General features: G+C 37.5%; 28 protein-coding genes. All 28 read left to right on the top strand.

The window, feature by feature from the left end; all coding sequences use genetic code 11:
- Positions 1 to 27 precede the first annotated feature (27 nt).
- The 28 genes from ACTTG8_RS01450 to ACTTG8_RS01585 all read left to right on the top strand — a co-directional run bounded on the left by ACTTG8_RS01450 (position 28) and on the right by ACTTG8_RS01585 (position 15,954).
- The gene (locus ACTTG8_RS01450; protein ID WP_442560348.1) at positions 28 to 777 is read left to right on the top strand and encodes an SGNH/GDSL hydrolase family protein; all 750 of its coding nucleotides are present in this window, start codon (positions 28 to 30) and stop codon (positions 775 to 777) included.
- A 29-nt stretch (positions 778 to 806) separates the two neighbouring features.
- The gene (locus ACTTG8_RS01455) at positions 807 to 1,652 is read left to right on the top strand and encodes a hypothetical protein (RefSeq protein WP_442560349.1); all 846 of its coding nucleotides are present in this window, start codon (positions 807 to 809) and stop codon (positions 1,650 to 1,652) included.
- Between the two features lie 340 nt (positions 1,653 to 1,992).
- Positions 1,993 to 2,310 carry a 30S ribosomal protein S10 gene (gene rpsJ / locus ACTTG8_RS01460; RefSeq protein WP_442560350.1) on the top strand — a complete coding sequence of 106 codons (318 nt, stop codon included), beginning with the start codon at positions 1,993 to 1,995 and terminating at the stop codon, positions 2,308 to 2,310.
- A gap of 116 nt (positions 2,311 to 2,426) precedes the next feature.
- Complete coding sequence (gene rplC, locus ACTTG8_RS01465; RefSeq protein ID WP_442560351.1) at positions 2,427 to 3,062, top strand: 50S ribosomal protein L3; 636 nt, start codon at positions 2,427 to 2,429, stop codon at positions 3,060 to 3,062.
- 29 nt (positions 3,063 to 3,091) lie between these two features.
- The gene (rplD, locus tag ACTTG8_RS01470) at positions 3,092 to 3,712 is read left to right on the top strand and encodes a 50S ribosomal protein L4 (RefSeq protein WP_442560352.1); all 621 of its coding nucleotides are present in this window, start codon (positions 3,092 to 3,094) and stop codon (positions 3,710 to 3,712) included.
- Entirely contained in the window at positions 3,712 to 4,011 is a 300-nt protein-coding gene (rplW, locus tag ACTTG8_RS01475) for a 50S ribosomal protein L23 (RefSeq protein WP_442560353.1), read from the top strand. The genes rplD and rplW overlap by 1 nt, the downstream gene beginning before the upstream one ends.
- 49 nt (positions 4,012 to 4,060) lie before the next feature.
- Positions 4,061 to 4,903, top strand: coding sequence for a 50S ribosomal protein L2 (rplB, locus tag ACTTG8_RS01480; RefSeq protein ID WP_442560354.1), 843 nt, complete (start codon positions 4,061 to 4,063; stop codon positions 4,901 to 4,903).
- Positions 4,904 to 4,925: 22 nt separating this feature from the next.
- Entirely contained in the window at positions 4,926 to 5,198 is a 273-nt protein-coding gene (rpsS, locus tag ACTTG8_RS01485; RefSeq protein WP_023353561.1) for a 30S ribosomal protein S19, read from the top strand.
- Positions 5,199 to 5,234: 36 nt separating this feature from the next.
- Positions 5,235 to 5,621 (top strand): 50S ribosomal protein L22, encoded by a 387-nt coding sequence (gene rplV / locus ACTTG8_RS01490; protein WP_023353560.1) that lies wholly within the window; start codon positions 5,235 to 5,237, stop codon positions 5,619 to 5,621.
- Positions 5,622 to 5,644: 23 nt separating this feature from the next.
- Positions 5,645 to 6,307 carry a 30S ribosomal protein S3 gene (rpsC, locus tag ACTTG8_RS01495; protein ID WP_442560355.1) on the top strand — a complete coding sequence of 221 codons (663 nt, stop codon included), beginning with the start codon at positions 5,645 to 5,647 and terminating at the stop codon, positions 6,305 to 6,307.
- On the top strand, positions 6,307 to 6,735 hold the full coding sequence (gene rplP, locus ACTTG8_RS01500; protein WP_442560356.1) for a 50S ribosomal protein L16: 429 nt from the start codon (positions 6,307 to 6,309) through the stop codon (positions 6,733 to 6,735). The genes rpsC and rplP overlap by 1 nt, the downstream gene beginning before the upstream one ends.
- The gene (gene rpmC, locus ACTTG8_RS01505; protein ID WP_442552297.1) at positions 6,735 to 6,935 is read left to right on the top strand and encodes a 50S ribosomal protein L29; all 201 of its coding nucleotides are present in this window, start codon (positions 6,735 to 6,737) and stop codon (positions 6,933 to 6,935) included. Before rplP ends, rpmC begins: the two co-directional genes overlap by 1 nt.
- 36 nt (positions 6,936 to 6,971) lie before the next feature.
- Positions 6,972 to 7,229 carry a 30S ribosomal protein S17 gene (rpsQ, locus tag ACTTG8_RS01510; protein ID WP_023353556.1) on the top strand — a complete coding sequence of 86 codons (258 nt, stop codon included), beginning with the start codon at positions 6,972 to 6,974 and terminating at the stop codon, positions 7,227 to 7,229.
- Between the two features lie 37 nt (positions 7,230 to 7,266).
- Positions 7,267 to 7,635, top strand: coding sequence for a 50S ribosomal protein L14 (gene rplN, locus ACTTG8_RS01515; protein ID WP_023353555.1), 369 nt, complete (start codon positions 7,267 to 7,269; stop codon positions 7,633 to 7,635).
- Between the two features lie 12 nt (positions 7,636 to 7,647).
- On the top strand, positions 7,648 to 7,953 hold the full coding sequence (gene rplX, locus ACTTG8_RS01520; protein WP_442560357.1) for a 50S ribosomal protein L24: 306 nt from the start codon (positions 7,648 to 7,650) through the stop codon (positions 7,951 to 7,953).
- A gap of 21 nt (positions 7,954 to 7,974) precedes the next feature.
- Complete coding sequence (rplE, locus tag ACTTG8_RS01525) at positions 7,975 to 8,514, top strand: 50S ribosomal protein L5 (protein WP_442552298.1); 540 nt, start codon at positions 7,975 to 7,977, stop codon at positions 8,512 to 8,514.
- 13 nt (positions 8,515 to 8,527) lie between these two features.
- Entirely contained in the window at positions 8,528 to 8,713 is a 186-nt protein-coding gene (locus tag ACTTG8_RS01530; RefSeq protein WP_023353552.1) for a type Z 30S ribosomal protein S14, read from the top strand.
- 22 nt (positions 8,714 to 8,735) lie between these two features.
- The gene (rpsH, locus tag ACTTG8_RS01535) at positions 8,736 to 9,137 is read left to right on the top strand and encodes a 30S ribosomal protein S8 (protein ID WP_442552300.1); all 402 of its coding nucleotides are present in this window, start codon (positions 8,736 to 8,738) and stop codon (positions 9,135 to 9,137) included.
- Positions 9,138 to 9,176: 39 nt separating this feature from the next.
- Complete coding sequence (gene rplF / locus ACTTG8_RS01540; RefSeq protein ID WP_442560358.1) at positions 9,177 to 9,719, top strand: 50S ribosomal protein L6; 543 nt, start codon at positions 9,177 to 9,179, stop codon at positions 9,717 to 9,719.
- 18 nt (positions 9,720 to 9,737) lie between these two features.
- Positions 9,738 to 10,106, top strand: coding sequence for a 50S ribosomal protein L18 (gene rplR / locus ACTTG8_RS01545; RefSeq protein WP_442560359.1), 369 nt, complete (start codon positions 9,738 to 9,740; stop codon positions 10,104 to 10,106).
- Between the two features lie 17 nt (positions 10,107 to 10,123).
- The gene (gene rpsE / locus ACTTG8_RS01550) at positions 10,124 to 10,630 is read left to right on the top strand and encodes a 30S ribosomal protein S5 (protein ID WP_442552303.1); all 507 of its coding nucleotides are present in this window, start codon (positions 10,124 to 10,126) and stop codon (positions 10,628 to 10,630) included.
- A gap of 45 nt (positions 10,631 to 10,675) precedes the next feature.
- Positions 10,676 to 10,858 (top strand): 50S ribosomal protein L30, encoded by a 183-nt coding sequence (gene rpmD, locus ACTTG8_RS01555; protein WP_023353547.1) that lies wholly within the window; start codon positions 10,676 to 10,678, stop codon positions 10,856 to 10,858.
- 17 nt (positions 10,859 to 10,875) lie between these two features.
- On the top strand, positions 10,876 to 11,316 hold the full coding sequence (rplO, locus tag ACTTG8_RS01560) for a 50S ribosomal protein L15 (RefSeq protein ID WP_442560360.1): 441 nt from the start codon (positions 10,876 to 10,878) through the stop codon (positions 11,314 to 11,316).
- Positions 11,316 to 12,650: a preprotein translocase subunit SecY gene (gene secY, locus ACTTG8_RS01565; RefSeq protein WP_442560361.1), complete on the top strand. Its 1,335-nt coding sequence runs from the start codon at positions 11,316 to 11,318 to the stop codon at positions 12,648 to 12,650. Before rplO ends, secY begins: the two co-directional genes overlap by 1 nt.
- A gap of 122 nt (positions 12,651 to 12,772) precedes the next feature.
- Entirely contained in the window at positions 12,773 to 13,414 is a 642-nt protein-coding gene (locus ACTTG8_RS01570; protein WP_442560362.1) for an adenylate kinase, read from the top strand.
- 24 nt (positions 13,415 to 13,438) lie between these two features.
- Positions 13,439 to 14,188 (top strand): type I methionyl aminopeptidase, encoded by a 750-nt coding sequence (map, locus tag ACTTG8_RS01575; RefSeq protein ID WP_442560363.1) that lies wholly within the window; start codon positions 13,439 to 13,441, stop codon positions 14,186 to 14,188.
- 52 nt (positions 14,189 to 14,240) lie between these two features.
- Complete coding sequence (gene infA, locus ACTTG8_RS01580) at positions 14,241 to 14,459, top strand: translation initiation factor IF-1 (protein WP_023353541.1); 219 nt, start codon at positions 14,241 to 14,243, stop codon at positions 14,457 to 14,459.
- A gap of 277 nt (positions 14,460 to 14,736) precedes the next feature.
- Positions 14,737 to 15,954, top strand: coding sequence for an ATP-binding protein (locus ACTTG8_RS01585; RefSeq protein ID WP_442560364.1), 1,218 nt, complete (start codon positions 14,737 to 14,739; stop codon positions 15,952 to 15,954).
- Positions 15,955 to 16,312 lie beyond the last annotated feature (358 nt).

Below are 16,312 nucleotides of genomic sequence, written 5' to 3' on the forward strand. Positions count from 1 at the left end.
CTGTGTGGGATTCTGATAATTTTATTGATGTTTGGTCAGAAAGGATATGCAGGAGTTGATAAAAAAACTAAACAAAATAAGACGGTTTTAGTTATAGGTGACAGTATTGCTTATGGGATGTCAAAAGGGAAAAAGAGTTATACGGGGGTTGATGATGGAGATAAGGTGTATTGGCTTGCTGAGGGAGGAATTAATATAACCTTATTGCATCCGAATTTTGATATTTGTATGGGAAAGACAATGTCTAAAGCTGTTACCAATACATTTACAACATCTAAGAAATTTAATCTACTAGAAGAAGTTAAGAAAAAGAAAGTTGAAGATATTGTTGTTATACTGGGGGCGAATTGGCCGGGGGAAAAATCGTCTAAATTAATTGTTAGTTGTTTAAAAAAACTCGCAAAAAAAAGTGGATGTAGGGTTTATTATGTAAATACGTTGCCTTATGTAGATAAGGGCAGGTACAAAAATAGAGAAAATATAATGATAAAGCATAATAAGATGACACGAGATGGATTCAAAAAAAGTGATATAATTTATGTGGATGCATATAAAATAGTAAAGTCTGTAAAAGGTTATCATAAGTATACCAGTGATGGGATTCATTATTCGAAGAAAATTTATAATGCAATATTTAATGAAATTTTATTATTGGTTCATGATAAAGAAAAAGTGGTGGCAGACAATAAAGAAAAAGTGAAGTCTCGCAATAAAGAAAAAGTGAAGTCTCGTAATATAGAAAAAGCAGAGACTGGTGAAAAAGAAGATGTAGATTGATTTAATAGACTTAAGGAGGTACAGTATCTATGGATGAGAATAAAAGATACAAGCTCTTTAAGTTTTTTTTGATTTTTACAATGTTAAATATTCTTGGCATATTGATATATGAACAGGTGGAGTGGAAGTCATTATTAAAAAAGAAACCGGAATTTTATGTGAAATCTATTAAGCAAGAAACTAAGAAAGAAACTAAGAAAGAAACTAAGAAAGATGAAAGAGAGGCAAAAACTGATACAGAAAAAGAAATTTTGATTGAAAATAAGCTGTCTGAAATTGAAGAAAAGAAGTTTTTGGTTCTAGGTGATAGTAATGTTTTTCTTATGGCTCAAAGTAGAGATGAATATGAAGAAAAATTTGGTAGAAAAATATATTGGTTGGCTGAAAGTGGAGTGGGCACTGAGTTTATAGATGATGAAATGAAGGTAAGACTTGGTAAGGTACAGGAAAGATACATTATAAATACATTGAATAAGGCAGATGAAGTAGATTTGGTAAAAAATATTGCTGAAAAAGACATAACAGATGTTGCGATTATTTTAGGAGTAAATAGTTTGGGAGAAAGTTATGCCAAGGAATTGAGCAATAATCTTATCAAATTGTCTAAAAAATCAAAAGCCCAAATATTTTACATATCTGTGTTGCCCTATGTGAACAAAGCAAAATATAAACTTGATAATAAAGATGTAGTGAAGTTTAATAATGTTATGAAGAAGAGTTTAGCCGGAAGTGATATCAAATATATTGATGGCTATAGTGAAATATCTTCAATAAGGGGGTATGAAACTGAAACAACAGATGGTTTACATTACAGCAAAGCAATATATGACAAGATGATGAAAAAAATAGTGCAAAATATTATGCAAAATAACTAAAAAAGAAAAATACATAATTATTGCTTGCAATATTATAAAAAATAGAATATAATAGTACTGTTGTGGCATTGATAGCTAAGAAGCGGAGGTTGCCGAGAAAGCTGTTTGTACAGGTTTTTGGGTTTTTCGTGGAGCGAATGTCAAGAGGCTGAAAAGCCTGCAAACCTGGCGACAAGTCACTGTACAGAAAACAACTAATATGTTCTACAAAGTAGGGCGTGGTGTGAGTTGATCATGATTATGATTATGATAGCGAAACACCCGGGTGTGTGTACAGTCACCGCTTGTCGTACTAAATAGTGAGAATTCACGAAAGTGCGAAAAGGAGGCGACTTTTTTTATGGCAAGTCAAGTAATGAGAATTACATTAAAAGCGTATGATCATCAGCTTATCGACAGTTCAGCAACAAAGATTGTAGATACTGTAAAGAAGGCTGGAGCAAAGGTTAGTGGTCCTGTGCCTCTTCCTACAAAGAAAGAAGTGGTTACAATACTTCGTGCAGTGCACAAGTATAAGGACTCCAGAGAACAGTTTGAACAGAGAACTCATAAGAGACTCATCGATGTTTTCGAGCCAAACCAGAAATTGGTTGATGCGTTATCAAGACTTGATGTTCCTGCTGGTGTTGAAATAAAAATCAACATGAAAAATAAGTAGGAAACAAACTAATTTGGCAAGATCCTTAGGGTTATGATAGAGAGAAAACTCCTATTTATGCCGTCTAGGATGACCGAGAAAATTCGGTCCGCTGTAGATTAACAGGAGGTAAAGAAATGAAAAAAGCAATACTTGCTACAAAAATCGGTATGACACAGATTTTTGCTGAAGATGGTTCATTAATTCCTGTAACTGTACTTAAGGCTGATCCTGCTGTAGTAACTCAGGTTAAAACAGTAGAGAATGATGGCTATAGCGCAGTTCAGGTGGGTTTTGGCGAAATTCGTGAGAACCTTGTTAATAAGCCAAGGAAGGGACATTTTGCTAAGGCAGGTGTTTCAGTAAAGAGATTCTTAAGAGAGTTCAAACTTGAGGATGCTGAGAATTACAAGGCTGGAGATGAGATTAAAGCAGATGTATTTGCGGTTGGTGATAAGGTTGATGCAACTGCTACATCTAAGGGTAAGGGTTTCCAGGGTGCTATTCATAGACATGGTCTTCACAGAGGACCTATGGCACATGGTTCTAAATACCACAGACATGCAGGTTCAAATGGTGCTTGTTCTGATCCTAGTAAGGTATTTAAGGGTAAGAAGATGGCAGGACATATGGGACATGTAAAGGTTACAATCCAGAACCTTGAAATTGTAAGAGTTGATGCAGAGAAAAACTTAATCCTTGTTAAGGGAGCAGTTCCGGGAGCCAAGAAGGCACTTGTAATGCTTAAGAGTACAACAAGGACTGATAAATAATAGAAGCTGACGGGAAGGAGGAAAAATAAATGGCAAACATATCTTTATTAAATATAGAAGGCAAAGAAGTTGGATCATTAGAGCTTAATGATGCAGTATTTGCGGTAGAAGTTAAAGAGCACTTGATGCACAGAGCAGTTGTTTTACAGCTTGCTAATAACCGTCAGGGAACACAGAGCGCTAAAACCCGTGCAGCAGTTCGCGGAGGCGGAAGAAAGCCTTGGAGACAGAAAGGAACCGGTCACGCTAGACAGGGATCTATCAGAAGTCCGCAGTGGAAGGGTGGCGGTGTTGTATTTGCGCCACAGCCAAGAGATTATTCATTTAAGATGAATAGAAAAGAGAAGAGAGCGGCTATCTGTTCTGCACTTACAACAAAGTTAAATGAGAATAAACTTATCGTGCTTGATGAGTTTAAGCTTGGTGAGATTAAAACACAGGCAGCTAAAAAGGTATTAGAGGACATTAAGGCGAATAAAGCACTTATTGTTCTTGGAGAGAAGGAAGAAAATGTAATTCTTTCAACAAGAAACCTTGAGTCAGTTGCAACAACTTTGACAAATAGCATCAATGTATATGATATCTTAAAGCATGACAGCCTTGTTATGACTAAGGATGCTGTTTCAAAGATTGAGGAGGTATACGCATAATGGCAGATATTAAATATTATGACGTTATTTTGAAGCCTATCATCACTGAGAAAAGTATGAACGGCATGGCAGAGAAGAAGTATGTATTCTCTGTAAATCCTGATGCTACTAAGACTCAGATTAAAGAAGCTGTAGAGAAAATGTTTGCAGGCACAAAGGTTGTTAAGGTAAACACAGTAAATGCAGATGGAAAAGTTAAGAGACGTGGAGCAACATTTGGAAGAACAGCTAAGACAAAGAAGGCTTATGTAAAACTTTCTGAGGATAGCAAGGATATTGAAATCTTCCAGGGATTATAATTGATAAATAGTATGGCACGCAGCCGATAACAGCGAAAGGAGTTATATAATGGGAATTAAGAAATTCGGCCCATATACACCGTCAAGACGTAATATGACCGGTTTAGACTATGCAGAGATTACAAAGTCAACACCGGAAAAGTCTTTGTGTGTATCACTTAAGAAAAATTCAGGTCGTAATAATCAGGGTAAGATAACAGTAAGACATAGAGGTGGCGGTTCTCGCAGACTTTATAGAATTATTGATTTTAAGAGAAGAAAAGATGGAATTCCTGCAAAGGTTGTTGCTATTGAGTACGATCCAAACCGTACAGCAAATATAGCACTCTTACATTATGCAGATGGAGAAAAGGCTTATATCCTTGCTCCAGTAGGTTTAACTGTAGGAACAACTCTTATGAATGGAGCTGGAGCTGAAGTTAAAGTAGGAAATTGTCTTCCACTTTCAGCAATCCCTGTAGGTTCAAATATTCATAATATAGAGTTATATCCGGGTAAAGGCGGACAGTTAGTTCGTGCAGCAGGTAATGCAGCTCAGCTTATGGCTAAAGAAGGTAAGTATGCAACACTTAGAATGCCTTCAGGTGAGATGAGAATGGTACCTGTAGAGTGTCGTGCTACTATCGGTCAGGTTGGAAATATTGAACATGAACTTGTAAATGTTGGTAAAGCAGGACGCACACGTAATAAAGGTTTCAGACCTACAGTTCGTGGTTCTGTCATGAACCCTAATGACCATCCACATGGTGGTGGTGAAGGTAAAACAGGTATTGGTCGTCCGGGTCCTGTTACACCTTGGGGTAAACCTGCTCTTGGTCTTAAGACAAGAAAGAGCAATAAGAGGTCCAATAAGTTAATCGTAAGAAGACGCGATGGTAAGGGACTTAAATAATAGATTATAAGGAGGTTTAATCATGGCAAGATCACTTAAAAAGGGACCATTTGCTGATGGACATTTATTAAAGAAAATAGATGCTCTTAACGCTGCCGGTGATAAGAGCGTAGTTAAGACTTGGTCACGTCGTTCAACAATCTTCCCTTCATTCGTTGGACATACAATAGCTGTTCACGATGGAAGAAAGCATGTGCCTGTATATGTTACAGAAGATATGGTAGGACACAAGCTTGGAGAATTTGTACCAACAAGGTCTTATAGAGGACATGGTAAAGACGAAAAGAGAATGTAATAGAATATTTCCACAAAACTGAAAGGAGGTACATCCATGGCAAAAGGACATAGATCCCAGATCAAAAGAGAGAGAAATGAGAACAATAGAGAAATGAGACCACATGCAAAGTTATCTTATGCAAGAGTTTCAACTCAGAAAGCTTGTTTCGTTCTTGATGCGATCAGAGGCAAGGATGTAAATACAGCACTCGGTATATTAGCATACAACCCAAGATATGCTTCAACAGTAATAGAAAAGTTACTTAAATCTGCGATAGCAAATGCAGAGGTTAAAGGTCTTAACCGCGACAACCTTTTCGTTGAGGAGTGTTTCGCAGGAGATGGCCCAATCATGAAGAGAGTACAGCCAAGGGCAAGAGGAAGCGCATACCGCATCTTCAAGAGAATGAGTCATATAACTGTAATTCTTAACGAGAAGTAATACGAAAGGAGAGTTAAGGCCAAATGGGACAGAAAGTTAATCCTCATGGTATAAGAGTTGGCGTAATCAAAGACTGGTCATCAAAATGGTATGCTGGTAAAGATTTCGCAGACTTCCTTGTAGAAGATTATAAGATTAGAGAATTTCTTAAGAAGAAACTCTATGATGCTGGAGTAGGCAGCATTGAAATAGAAAGAACAACTGACAGAGTTATCGTTATTGTTAATACTTCACAGCCTGGTATCGTAATCGGTAAGGCTGGTGCTGATGTTGACAAGTTAAAGGTAGAAGTTCAGAAGTTAAGCAAGCAGAAGGTAGATATCAAGGTTAAAGAGATTAAGAAGGCTGATTTAAGTGCACAGTTAGTTGCAGAGAAGATAGCTAAGGATCTTGAAGCCCGTATTTCATTTAGACGTGCTATGAAGTCTGCAATGGGCAGAACTATGAAGAACGGTGCTAAGGGTATAAAGACAAGCGTATCCGGTCGTCTTGGTGGTGCTGATATGGCTCGTACAGAGTTCTATAGTGAGGGAACAATTCCTCTTCAGACACTTCGTGCAGACATCGAGTATGGTTTTGCAGAGGCTGACACAACTTATGGTAAAGTTGGTGTTAAGTGCTGGATCTACCTTGGAGAAGTTCTTCCTACTAAGGGAAACAACAAAAAGGAAGGGAGCGATAAATAATGTTAATGCCAAAAAGAGTAAAGCATCGTAAGCAGTTTCGTGGCTCTATGAAGGGCGCTGCTCACAGAGGCAATACTATATCAAATGGAGAGTTCGGTATCGTTGCACTTGAGCCATCTTGGGTTAAGTCAAATCAGATAGAAGCAGCCAGAATTGCTATGACTCGTTACATTAAGCGTGGTGGTAAGGTTTGGATTAAAATATTCCCAGATAAGCCGGTTACCTTGCAGCCGGCTGAAACCAGAATGGGTTCTGGTAAAGGTTCCCTTGACTACTGGGCAGCAGTTGTTAAACCTGGCAGAGTAATGTTTGAAATTGGTGGAGTTGATGAAGAAATTGCAAGAGAGGCACTTCGTCTCGCTATGCATAAACTTCCACTTAAGTGTAAAGTAGTGTCTAAGGCAGATTTAGAAGGAGGTGCTGAATAATGAAGAGTAGAAAGTATGTTCAGGACCTTAATGGTAAAACACAGGTTGAGCTTAATGAAGAATTAGTTGCTGCAAAGAAGGAACTTTTTAATTTGAGATTCCAGAATGCAACAAATCAGCTCGATAATACAAGCCGTATTAGAGAAGTTAGAAAGAATATCGCAAGAATTCAGACTGTATTAACAAGACAGGCTAACTAGGCTTAGGTAATTAATCCGAAGAAAGGAGACATACTCGTGGAAGAGAGAAATCTTAGAAAAGTGCGTACCGGCAAGGTAGTTAGCGATAAGATGGATAAGACTATCGTTGTTGCAGTTATAGATAATGTGAAGCACCCACTGTATGGTAAGATCGTTAAGAGAACTCGTAAGCTTTATGCTGAGGATGCTAACAACGAGTGCCATGTAGGAGACAGAGTAAAAGTTATGGAGACAAGACCTCTGTCAAAGACAAAGAGATGGAGACTTGTTGAAATAGTTGAAAGAGCAAAATAATTGACCCATCTTTTAATATTTGAAAGGAGTGCTAGTAATGGTACAGCAGGAAACCAGATTGGCAGTTGCTGATAATACAGGTGCAAAAGAGCTTCTTTGCATTCGTGTTATGGGTGGCTCGACTAGAAGATATGCCGCTATAGGCGATATAATCGTTGCCAGTGTTAAAGATGCAACACCAGGCGGAGTTGTTAAAAAAGGTGACGTTGTAAAGGCTGTTGTAGTTCGTACTAAAAAAGGATGCCGTAGAAAAGACGGTTCTTATATAAAATTTGATGAGAATGCAGCAGTAATAATAAAGGAAGATAAGACACCAACCGGAACTCGTATATTTGGACCAGTAGCAAGAGAGCTTCGTGAGAAACAGTTCATGAAGATCGTATCACTTGCTCCGGAAGTTTTATAAGGAGGTGTAAGAGTGGCTACTAGTAAGATTAAAAAGGGTGATACTGTTAAGGTAATCACAGGAAAGTATAAAGGCACCGAAGGAAAGGTTATCTCTGTTAAGGAAGGTAGGGTAATCGTTGAAGGTGTCAATATGGTAACTAAGCATAAGAAGGCATCACAGAGCAATCCTAACGGCGGACTCGTTCATGAGGAAGCTGCTATAGATATCTCTAATGTTATGTATGTTGCAAAGGGCAAGGTAACAAGAGTTGGATTTACTATGCAGGGGGATAAGAAAGTCCGCGTAGCTAAGGCAACTGGTGATATCATTGACTAATACTGAGAGGAGGTATTCATAGTGAACAGGTTAAGAGAAACCTACGATAAGGAAATTGCACCTGCTTTACAGAAAAAGTTTGGTTATAAGAATGTAATGCAGATTCCAAAGCTTGATAAGGTAGTTATAAATATGGGCGTTGGTGAGGCTAAAGAGAATTCTAAGATTCTTGAGACGGCGGCTAATGATCTCGGTATAATTACAGGACAGAAAGCTGTATATACAAAGGCAAAGAAGTCTGTTGCAAACTTTAAACTTCGTGAGGGTATGCCAATCGGATGTAAAGTAACTCTCAGAGGTGATAAGATGTATGAGTTCGTTGATCGTCTTATAAATCTTGCACTCCCACGAGTTCGTGACTTCAGAGGTGTTAATCCTAATGCTTTTGACGGCAGAGGAGATTATGCACTTGGTCTTAAGGAACAGCTTATTTTCCCTGAGATTGAGTATGATAAAGTAGACAAAGTAAGAGGTATGGACGTAATTTTCGTAACTACCGCTGAAACAGATGAAGAGGCAAGAGAATTGCTTAGAGCATTCGGAATGCCTTTTGCAAAGTAATTAAGGAGGAAACATGGCTAAGTTATCAATGAAACTTAAGCAGGAAAGACCTGCAAAGTTCTCTACCAGGGAATATACCCGTTGCAAAATCTGTGGCCGTCCTCATGCTTATTTAAGAAAATACGGAATTTGCAGAATCTGCTTCCGTGAATTAGCTTATAAAGGACAGATCCCAGGCGTAAAGAAAGCTAGCTGGTAATATTAGGAAGGAGGTTATATAAATGACAACAAGTGATCCAATTGCTGATATGCTTACAAGAATCCGTAATGCAAATACGGCTAAACACGATGAGGTTGATGTGCCTGCTTCCAATATGAAGGTATCAATCGCAGAAATTCTCTTAAAAGAGGGTTATATAAAGAGCTTTGAAATCAATGAGGTTAACGGTTTTAAGAATATCCACATCGTACTTAAGTATGGTAAGGATAAGAATGAAAAGGTTATTAACGGAATTAAGAGAATTTCAAAGCCTGGTTATAGAGTATATGCTAACTGTGCAGACCTTCCAAAGGTTCTTGGAGGACTCGGAGTTGCTATAGTATCTACAAACAAGGGAGTTATCACTGACAAAGAAGCAAGAGGCTTTGGTGTTGGTGGGGAAGTTCTTGCATTTGTTTGGTAATTAGTATCTGATAACAAAAATTAAAATGGAGGTGCGGGCATGTCACGAATAGGAAGAATGCCTATCGCAGTACCAGCAGGTGTTACTGTTGATATTGCAGAAAATAATAAAGTGACTGTAAAAGGTCCTAAGGGAACACTTGAAAGAGTGCTTCCTAAGGAAATGATAATCAAACTTGAGAACAGTGAGATTGTTGTTACAAGACCTAACGAATTGAAGAAGATGAAGTCTCTTCATGGACTTACAAGAACACTTATTAATAACATGGTAGTTGGTGTAACTGAAGGTTATACTAAGACACTTGAAGTAAATGGTGTAGGTTATAGAGTTTCTAAGGCTGGAAAAGAACTTACCCTTAACTTAGGATACTCTCATCCAATAGTTATGACTGATCCTGAGGGTGTTGAGTCAACAGTTGAAGGTACAAACAAGATTCTTGTTAAAGGTATTGACAAGGAGAAGGTTGGACAGTACGCAGCTGAAATTAGAGAGAAGAGAATGCCAGAGCCATATAAGGGCAAGGGTATTAAGTACGATTATGAGATTATTAGACGTAAGGTTGGTAAGACCGGTAAAAAATAATTAAAGGAGTGAACAAGAATGGTTCGTAAAGCATCAAGAAGCGCTATTCGCGAAAAGAAACATAGAAGAATGCGTGCACATCTTTCTGGTACAGCTGCAAGACCTCGTCTCGCTGTATTTAGAAGTGATAGCCATATGTACGCACAGATCATAGACGACCAGGCTGGAGCTACTTTAGTTGCTGCATCCACACTTGAAAAGGATGTTAAGGCCGGTCTTGAATATACTAACAATGTAGCAGCTGCAGCTGCAGTTGGTACAGCTATTGCTAAAAAAGCACTTGAAAAAGGAATTAAGGAAGTCGTTTTCGATAGAGGTGGTTTCATTTATCAGGGAAAAGTACAGGCACTCGCAGACGCTGCAAGAGAAGCAGGTCTTGAATTCTAAGAGAAGGAGGAATAAACATGAATCGTTCAGTAGATAATAATACTGAGAACAATGAGCTTTTTGACAAAGTAGTTGCCATTAAGCGTGTTGTCAAGGTTGTAAAGGGCGGACGCAACATGAGATTCTCAGCTCTCGTAGTTGTAGGAGACAAGAACGGCAGAGTTGGTGCAGGTCTTGGAAAGGCTGCTGAAATCCCTGAAGCTATCCGTAAGGGTAAAGAAGACGCAATTAAGAATATGGTTTCACTTCCAATTGATGAAAACGGAAGCGTACCTCACGATTTTATTGGTAAGTTTGGAAGTGCAGAGGTTCTTCTTAAGAAAGCACCTGATGGTACCGGAGTAATTGCCGGTGGTCCTGCTCGTAATGTACTTGAGCTTGCAGGTTACAGGAATATTAGAACTAAGTCTCTTGGTTCTAATAACAAGCAGAATGTTGTACTTGCAACAATCAATGGTTTATCTAAGCTCAAGACTCCTGAAGAATTTGCTAGGCTTCGTGGCATTTCCGTTTCTGATCTGTAAATGCTCATTCGGATATAGTAAATTATAATATAGGAGGATAATATAATGGCTGATAAATTAAAAGTAACATTGGTTAAGTCTGTTATTGGACGTATACCAAAGCACAGGAAGACAGTAGAAGCTCTTGGTCTTAAGAAAACAGGCCGCAGCAACACTCTTCCTAACAATGAGGCAACAAGAGGAATGATTAAGCAGGTTGCATATCTGCTCAAGGTAGAGGAAATCTAAGAAGGGGAGGTGTGAACATGAATTTAACAGACTTACAGCCTGTAGCAGGCTCTCATCAGAGTAATAATTTTAGAAGAGGCCGTGGACATGCTTCTGGAAATGGTAAGACTGCCGGTAAGGGACATAAGGGACAGAAGGCTCGTTCTGGTGCTCCAAGACCAGGTTTTGAAGGTGGTCAGATGCCACTTTACAGGAGAATTCCTAAGAGAGGCTTTGTGAACAGAAATTCTAAAGAGATTGTAGCTATAAATGTATCAGAACTTAACCTCTTTGAAGATGGAACTGAAGTAACAATTCAGAATCTTCTTGATGCAGGTGTAATTAAGAAAGTTTGTGATGGTGTTAAGATTCTTGGAAATGGAGAACTTACAAAGAAGCTTACAGTTAAAGTAAACGCTTACAGTGCTTCGGCAGAAGAAAAGATTAAAAATCTTGGCGGGATTGCTGAGGTGATCTAATGATAAAAGCGATTCGTAATGCTCTTAAGGTAAAGGATATAAGAGAGAGAATTTTATTCACTCTCTTGTGTCTTGCAGTAGTCAGACTTGGATCACAGCTTCCAATTCCAGGGATTGATCGTAGCAGGATATCTGAGTTCTTATCTCAGATTACTCAGCTGTCCTTTCTGAATGCCATTACCGGTGGATCATTTGAACAGTTATCAATTTTTGCACTTAGTATTACTCCTTACATCACTTCTTCTATTATAATGCAGCTTCTCACCATAGCCATTCCAAGGCTTGAGGAGATACAGAAGGAAGGAGAAGATGGAAGAAAGAAGATTGCAGCAGCCACTCGTTATCTTACAGTAGCACTTGCTCTTATAGAAAGTGTGGCAATGGCAATAGGCTTTAGCAATTTGAACTATTTGGAAAATAAATCCGTAGCTTCAATAATAGTTATTACACTTACACTTACAGCAGGATCTGCCTTCCTTATGTGGATAGGTGAGAAAATTACTGATAAGGGTGTGGGTAATGGTATATCAATCATCCTTCTTGTAAACATAGTTTCAAGAATGCCATCAGACATTATTAAATTATTTAATACTTATGTTGTTGGCGGAACAACTGTTATCAATAAGGTTATTGCAGCAATCCTCATAGTAGTTGTAATTGTTGCACTTACAATTTATATAATTGTGTTAAATGATGCAATCAGAAAAATTCCAGTGCAGTATGCACAGAAACTTCAGGGCAGAAGACTTGTAGGAGGTTCAGGTTCCAATATTCCACTTAAGGTTAATACCGGTGGTGTTATGCCTATTATCTTTGCAAGTTCTATTTTACAAACACCGATTATTATAGCTAGATTCCTTGGTGTAGAACCAAAAAGTGGTGCAGGTGCAACTCTTGGAGAGAAAATTCTGAAGGTGTTAAATCAAGGTGCTTGGTGTAATTTTAGCAACTTGGGAGAAGCTAAGTACACATTAGGTCTTGTACTTTATGTGGTAATGATAATATTCTTTGCTTACTTCTATACATCTATCACATTTAATCCACTTGAGATTGCGAACAATATGAAGAAGTCAGGTGGATTCATACCTGGTATAAGACCTGGCCGCCCAACAAGTGATTATCTTACAAAGGTGCTCAACAGTATAATATTTATAGGAGCTTGTGGGCTCACATTTGCAGCACTTGTTCCAATTATTTTTTCAGGTGTATTTGGAGCAGATGTATCATTTGGAGGAACTTCTCTTATAATCGTGGTAGGAGTTATTCTTGAAACCATGAAACAGATTGAGTCAATGATGCTTGAGAGACACTACAAAGGTTTCTTAAATGATTAAGAGTTGTATTTAATATCGAGCTGTAGCAGGTTATGACAGATGAATGTTATAGTCCGGCTGCAGCTTTTATTTTAATAGGAAATTCCACTGGAATTCCCTATTAAATAATTAAGGAGGTCTATATGAAAATAGTTATGCTTGGTGCTCCGGGTGCGGGCAAAGGTACACAGGCAATTAAGATTGCTGAAAAATACGGTCTTCCACATATATCTACCGGCGATATATTCAGATATAATATCAAGAATAATACAGAGCTTGGTCTTAAGGCTAAGGAATATATGGATAAGGGACAGCTTGTTCCTGATGAACTTACTGTAAGCATTCTTTTAGACAGAGTAGCAAAAGACGACTGTGCTAAGGGCTATATTTTAGACGGTTATCCAAGAACTATACCACAGGCTGAAGTTCTTGAAGAGGCACTTAAAAAATTGGGCGAAAAAATTGACTATGCGGTAAATGTAGTTGTGCCTGATGAGAATATTGTGGAAAGAATGTCAGGAAGAAGAACCTGTCCTAATTGTGGAGAGACCTATCATATTATTTATAACAATACCAAGGCAGAGGGTGTTTGTGATAAATGTAGTGGAGATTTAATTCAAAGACCTGATGATATGCCTGAAACAGTTAAGAAACGTCTTGAGGTATATCATGCTCAAACACAGCCTCTTGAAGAATTTTATCAGAGTAGGAATGTGTACAAAGAGGTAGATGGAACTAAGCCTATGAAAGAAGTGTTTGAGGCTATCTGTGAAATTTTAGGTTAATTAGATAGAAAGAAGAGGAGAGAAATGGCTGTTGGGATTAAGGCTGAAAGTGAGATAGCTTTGATGAGGGAGGCAGGAAAGCGTCTGAAATTTGTACTTAGTGAGCTTGAAAGCTATATAAAGCCAGGACTTTCAACTTTTGATATAGATAAAAGAGGAGAAGAACTTATCCGCAAATGCGAAGGTATTCCTTCTTTTCTTGGCTATAACGGTTTCCCAGCATCTATTTGTGTTTCTGTAAATGATCAGGTTGTGCATGGAATACCAGATAAGGAACATTTCATAGAAGAAGGTGATATAGTAAGCCTTGATGCAGGGCTTATATATAAAGGCTTTCATGCAGATGCTGCAAGAACAGTACCTGTAGGAAAAATTATTCCTGAACTTAGTGATTTGATTGAAGTTACTAAACAGAGCTTTTATGAGGGAATACAAAAGGCTATTATCGGTAATCATATAAATGATATATCTATAGCTATCCAGAATTATGTGGAAAGTCATGGTTATTCAGTAGTAAGAGATTTAGCCGGACATGGCATAGGATGTAATCTGCATGAAGAACCTGATATATTTAATTTCAGGCAGAAAACCAATGGAATTAAAATTGAAAAGAACATGACCTTTGCTATAGAGCCAATGGTGAATATGGGAGGTTATGAGGTAGAATGGGGAGAGGATGGCTGGACAGTATATACTGCAGACTATTCATTTTCAGCCCATTATGAAAACACAATTTTAATTACTGATGGTGAGCCGGAAATATTGACGCTATAAATATGTAATTAATGTAAAAGAGAGTTGGTGGCAGACACTGGAAAGGAGACAAATGTCTAAGGCAGATGTACTTGAAATTGAGGGAACAGTAATAGAGAAACTTCCAAATGCGATGTTTCAGGTTGAACTTGAAAATGGGCATAAGGTGCTTGCACATATTAGTGGTAAGCTTAGGATGAATTTTATCCGTATCTTGCCGGGAGATAAGGTAACACTTGAAATGTCACCTTACGATTTAACTAAGGGCAGAATAATCTGGAGAGATAAATAAATAGCTTGAAATTAAGGGCAGAGGCTAAGGCTTCTGTCTTTTTTTATAGGAAATTTCGAAGAAATTTCCTATAAAAAATCTCTCCGAGGGAAACACAGCTTGCGGTAGGGAAGTTTGCCTTGCGGCACCGCTCGCGCGCGAAGGGTGTGCAAGCACACACTTTTTTAACTTGTGCAAGGTATACTTACATAAACAATAATAAAATATAGTTTTATGCAAGGTAAGCTTGCACAAATTATCGAAATATACTATAATGTGCAAGTAGGAGGTGCACATTATGAGATTAGTAAGAGAAACATATCTTGAACAGATTCGTCCATATTATGATTCAGACATTATAAAGGTAATAACCGGAGTAAGGAGAGCCGGTAAATCTATGCTTTTAGATACGATAAAAGACGAGCTTCTTGAAAATGGGATAGCAGAAGATAAAATAATTTATCTTAATCTGGAAGATATGGACTTTGATTATATAGTAAATGCATCAGATTTGAATAAAGAAATTAAAAGCAGGATTTCAAATGATGGGAAATATTATGTATTTTTAGATGAGATACAGCATGTAGAAAACTTTGAAAAGGCACTGGCTTCTTTTCGTGCTACCCTTAATGTATCCCTTTTTGTTACAGGAAGCAATTCTACACTTTTGTCAGGTGAGCTTTCCACCCTTTTAACAGGAAGAACAGTGGAGTTTGAAATATTGCCATTTTCATTTTATGAAATGAAACAATACTATGATTTAAACAAAATGGAATGGAGTGAGGAGTTTTTTACTAACTATTTGAAATGGGGAGGCTTTCCGCTTCGCTTTGATTATAAAGATGATGAGGCTATACAGAGATATTTGACAAATTTATATAAGGGCATTGTTAACAGAGATATTGTTGGAAAAAGTAAAAGTGCAGACAAAAACAGCTTTATGGATATTTCACTGTATATTCTTGCAAATGCAGGAAAAGAATTATCTATAGAAAATATTATTTCAGCATATAAAAAGAACGGCAAAGAAATATCGAAAAGAACAGTTTACAATTATCTGGAGCGGATGAAAAAGGCTTATCTGATACATGGAGTAGGAAGATATAACATTACAGGCAAGTCTGCACTTGGCAATCGTGAAAAACAGTATGCAGTAGATATGGGATTTAGAACTATTAATACTAATACGATTAACTATGAGGATACATTTTTTCTTGAAAATATAATATACAACGAGCTTCTTACAAGAGGCTACACTGTTTTTGTAGGAAAGACATATAAGGGAGAAATTGACTTTGTGGCAATAAAGGACGGTAAAAAATGCTTTATTCAGGTATCGTACTTGTTGGCATCTAAAGAAACCATACAAAGAGAGTTTGGGGCATATAAAAATATTACAGATGCATCCCCCAAATATGTAATGTCACTTGATAAAATTGATTTAAGCCACGATGGTATTGTGCACCTAAATATAATAGATTTTCTGCTTAGAAGAAAAGATTTAATGCTGACATAAAAGTAATTAAAGACTGAAATAAAGAAAAAGTGTCAAAATAGCCTATAAATTTCCTTGGAAAAATGTCTTTTTAAAGGTATAATAACCTTGGAAAATGTACAAAGCATTTCTCTGTATTTACAATATGCTTTTATTGCTTGTGCTACCTGAGAGAAAATTATGCTCTAGACTGAAAAACTAAAAAGCAACCTTACCATTTTGCAAAAGTCACATTACATCTTGAAAATTACATAAATTTCTGCTACAATGTAACCAAAGTTTTTTTGAAGGGCTTGACAGGGAAAATGAGAAAAGATAGCATTATTACAGACAGACAGACAGACAGACAGACAGACAGACAGACAGACAGACAGACAGA

It is taken from the genome of Catonella sp. (genome assembly GCF_052173895.1).
Classification (GTDB): domain Bacteria; phylum Bacillota; class Clostridia; order Lachnospirales; family Lachnospiraceae; genus Catonella.

Excerpts from the sequence above, each read along its gene's own strand:
- ACTTG8_RS01450 (WP_442560348.1), top strand. The coding sequence starts at position 28 with ATGTTTGGTCAGAAAGGATATGCAGGAGTTGATAAAAAAACTAAACAA.
- ACTTG8_RS01455 (WP_442560349.1), top strand. The coding sequence starts at position 807 with ATGGATGAGAATAAAAGATACAAGCTCTTTAAGTTTTTTTTGATTTTT.
- rpsJ (WP_442560350.1), top strand. The coding sequence starts at position 1,993 with ATGGCAAGTCAAGTAATGAGAATTACATTAAAAGCGTATGATCATCAG.
- rplC (WP_442560351.1), top strand. The coding sequence starts at position 2,427 with ATGAAAAAAGCAATACTTGCTACAAAAATCGGTATGACACAGATTTTT.
- rplD (WP_442560352.1), top strand. The coding sequence starts at position 3,092 with ATGGCAAACATATCTTTATTAAATATAGAAGGCAAAGAAGTTGGATCA.
- rplW (WP_442560353.1), top strand. The coding sequence starts at position 3,712 with ATGGCAGATATTAAATATTATGACGTTATTTTGAAGCCTATCATCACT.
- rplB (WP_442560354.1), top strand. The coding sequence starts at position 4,061 with ATGGGAATTAAGAAATTCGGCCCATATACACCGTCAAGACGTAATATG.
- rpsS (WP_023353561.1), top strand. The coding sequence starts at position 4,926 with ATGGCAAGATCACTTAAAAAGGGACCATTTGCTGATGGACATTTATTA.
- rplV (WP_023353560.1), top strand. The coding sequence starts at position 5,235 with ATGGCAAAAGGACATAGATCCCAGATCAAAAGAGAGAGAAATGAGAAC.
- rpsC (WP_442560355.1), top strand. The coding sequence starts at position 5,645 with ATGGGACAGAAAGTTAATCCTCATGGTATAAGAGTTGGCGTAATCAAA.
- rplP (WP_442560356.1), top strand. The coding sequence starts at position 6,307 with ATGTTAATGCCAAAAAGAGTAAAGCATCGTAAGCAGTTTCGTGGCTCT.
- rpmC (WP_442552297.1), top strand. The coding sequence starts at position 6,735 with ATGAAGAGTAGAAAGTATGTTCAGGACCTTAATGGTAAAACACAGGTT.
- rplN (WP_023353555.1), top strand. The coding sequence starts at position 7,267 with ATGGTACAGCAGGAAACCAGATTGGCAGTTGCTGATAATACAGGTGCA.
- ACTTG8_RS01530 (WP_023353552.1), top strand. The coding sequence starts at position 8,528 with ATGGCTAAGTTATCAATGAAACTTAAGCAGGAAAGACCTGCAAAGTTC.
- rpsH (WP_442552300.1), top strand. The coding sequence starts at position 8,736 with ATGACAACAAGTGATCCAATTGCTGATATGCTTACAAGAATCCGTAAT.
- rplF (WP_442560358.1), top strand. The coding sequence starts at position 9,177 with ATGTCACGAATAGGAAGAATGCCTATCGCAGTACCAGCAGGTGTTACT.
- rplR (WP_442560359.1), top strand. The coding sequence starts at position 9,738 with ATGGTTCGTAAAGCATCAAGAAGCGCTATTCGCGAAAAGAAACATAGA.
- rpsE (WP_442552303.1), top strand. The coding sequence starts at position 10,124 with ATGAATCGTTCAGTAGATAATAATACTGAGAACAATGAGCTTTTTGAC.
- rpmD (WP_023353547.1), top strand. The coding sequence starts at position 10,676 with ATGGCTGATAAATTAAAAGTAACATTGGTTAAGTCTGTTATTGGACGT.
- rplO (WP_442560360.1), top strand. The coding sequence starts at position 10,876 with ATGAATTTAACAGACTTACAGCCTGTAGCAGGCTCTCATCAGAGTAAT.
- secY (WP_442560361.1), top strand. The coding sequence starts at position 11,316 with ATGATAAAAGCGATTCGTAATGCTCTTAAGGTAAAGGATATAAGAGAG.
- ACTTG8_RS01570 (WP_442560362.1), top strand. The coding sequence starts at position 12,773 with ATGAAAATAGTTATGCTTGGTGCTCCGGGTGCGGGCAAAGGTACACAG.
- map (WP_442560363.1), top strand. The coding sequence starts at position 13,439 with ATGGCTGTTGGGATTAAGGCTGAAAGTGAGATAGCTTTGATGAGGGAG.
- infA (WP_023353541.1), top strand. The coding sequence starts at position 14,241 with ATGTCTAAGGCAGATGTACTTGAAATTGAGGGAACAGTAATAGAGAAA.
- ACTTG8_RS01585 (WP_442560364.1), top strand. The coding sequence starts at position 14,737 with ATGAGATTAGTAAGAGAAACATATCTTGAACAGATTCGTCCATATTAT.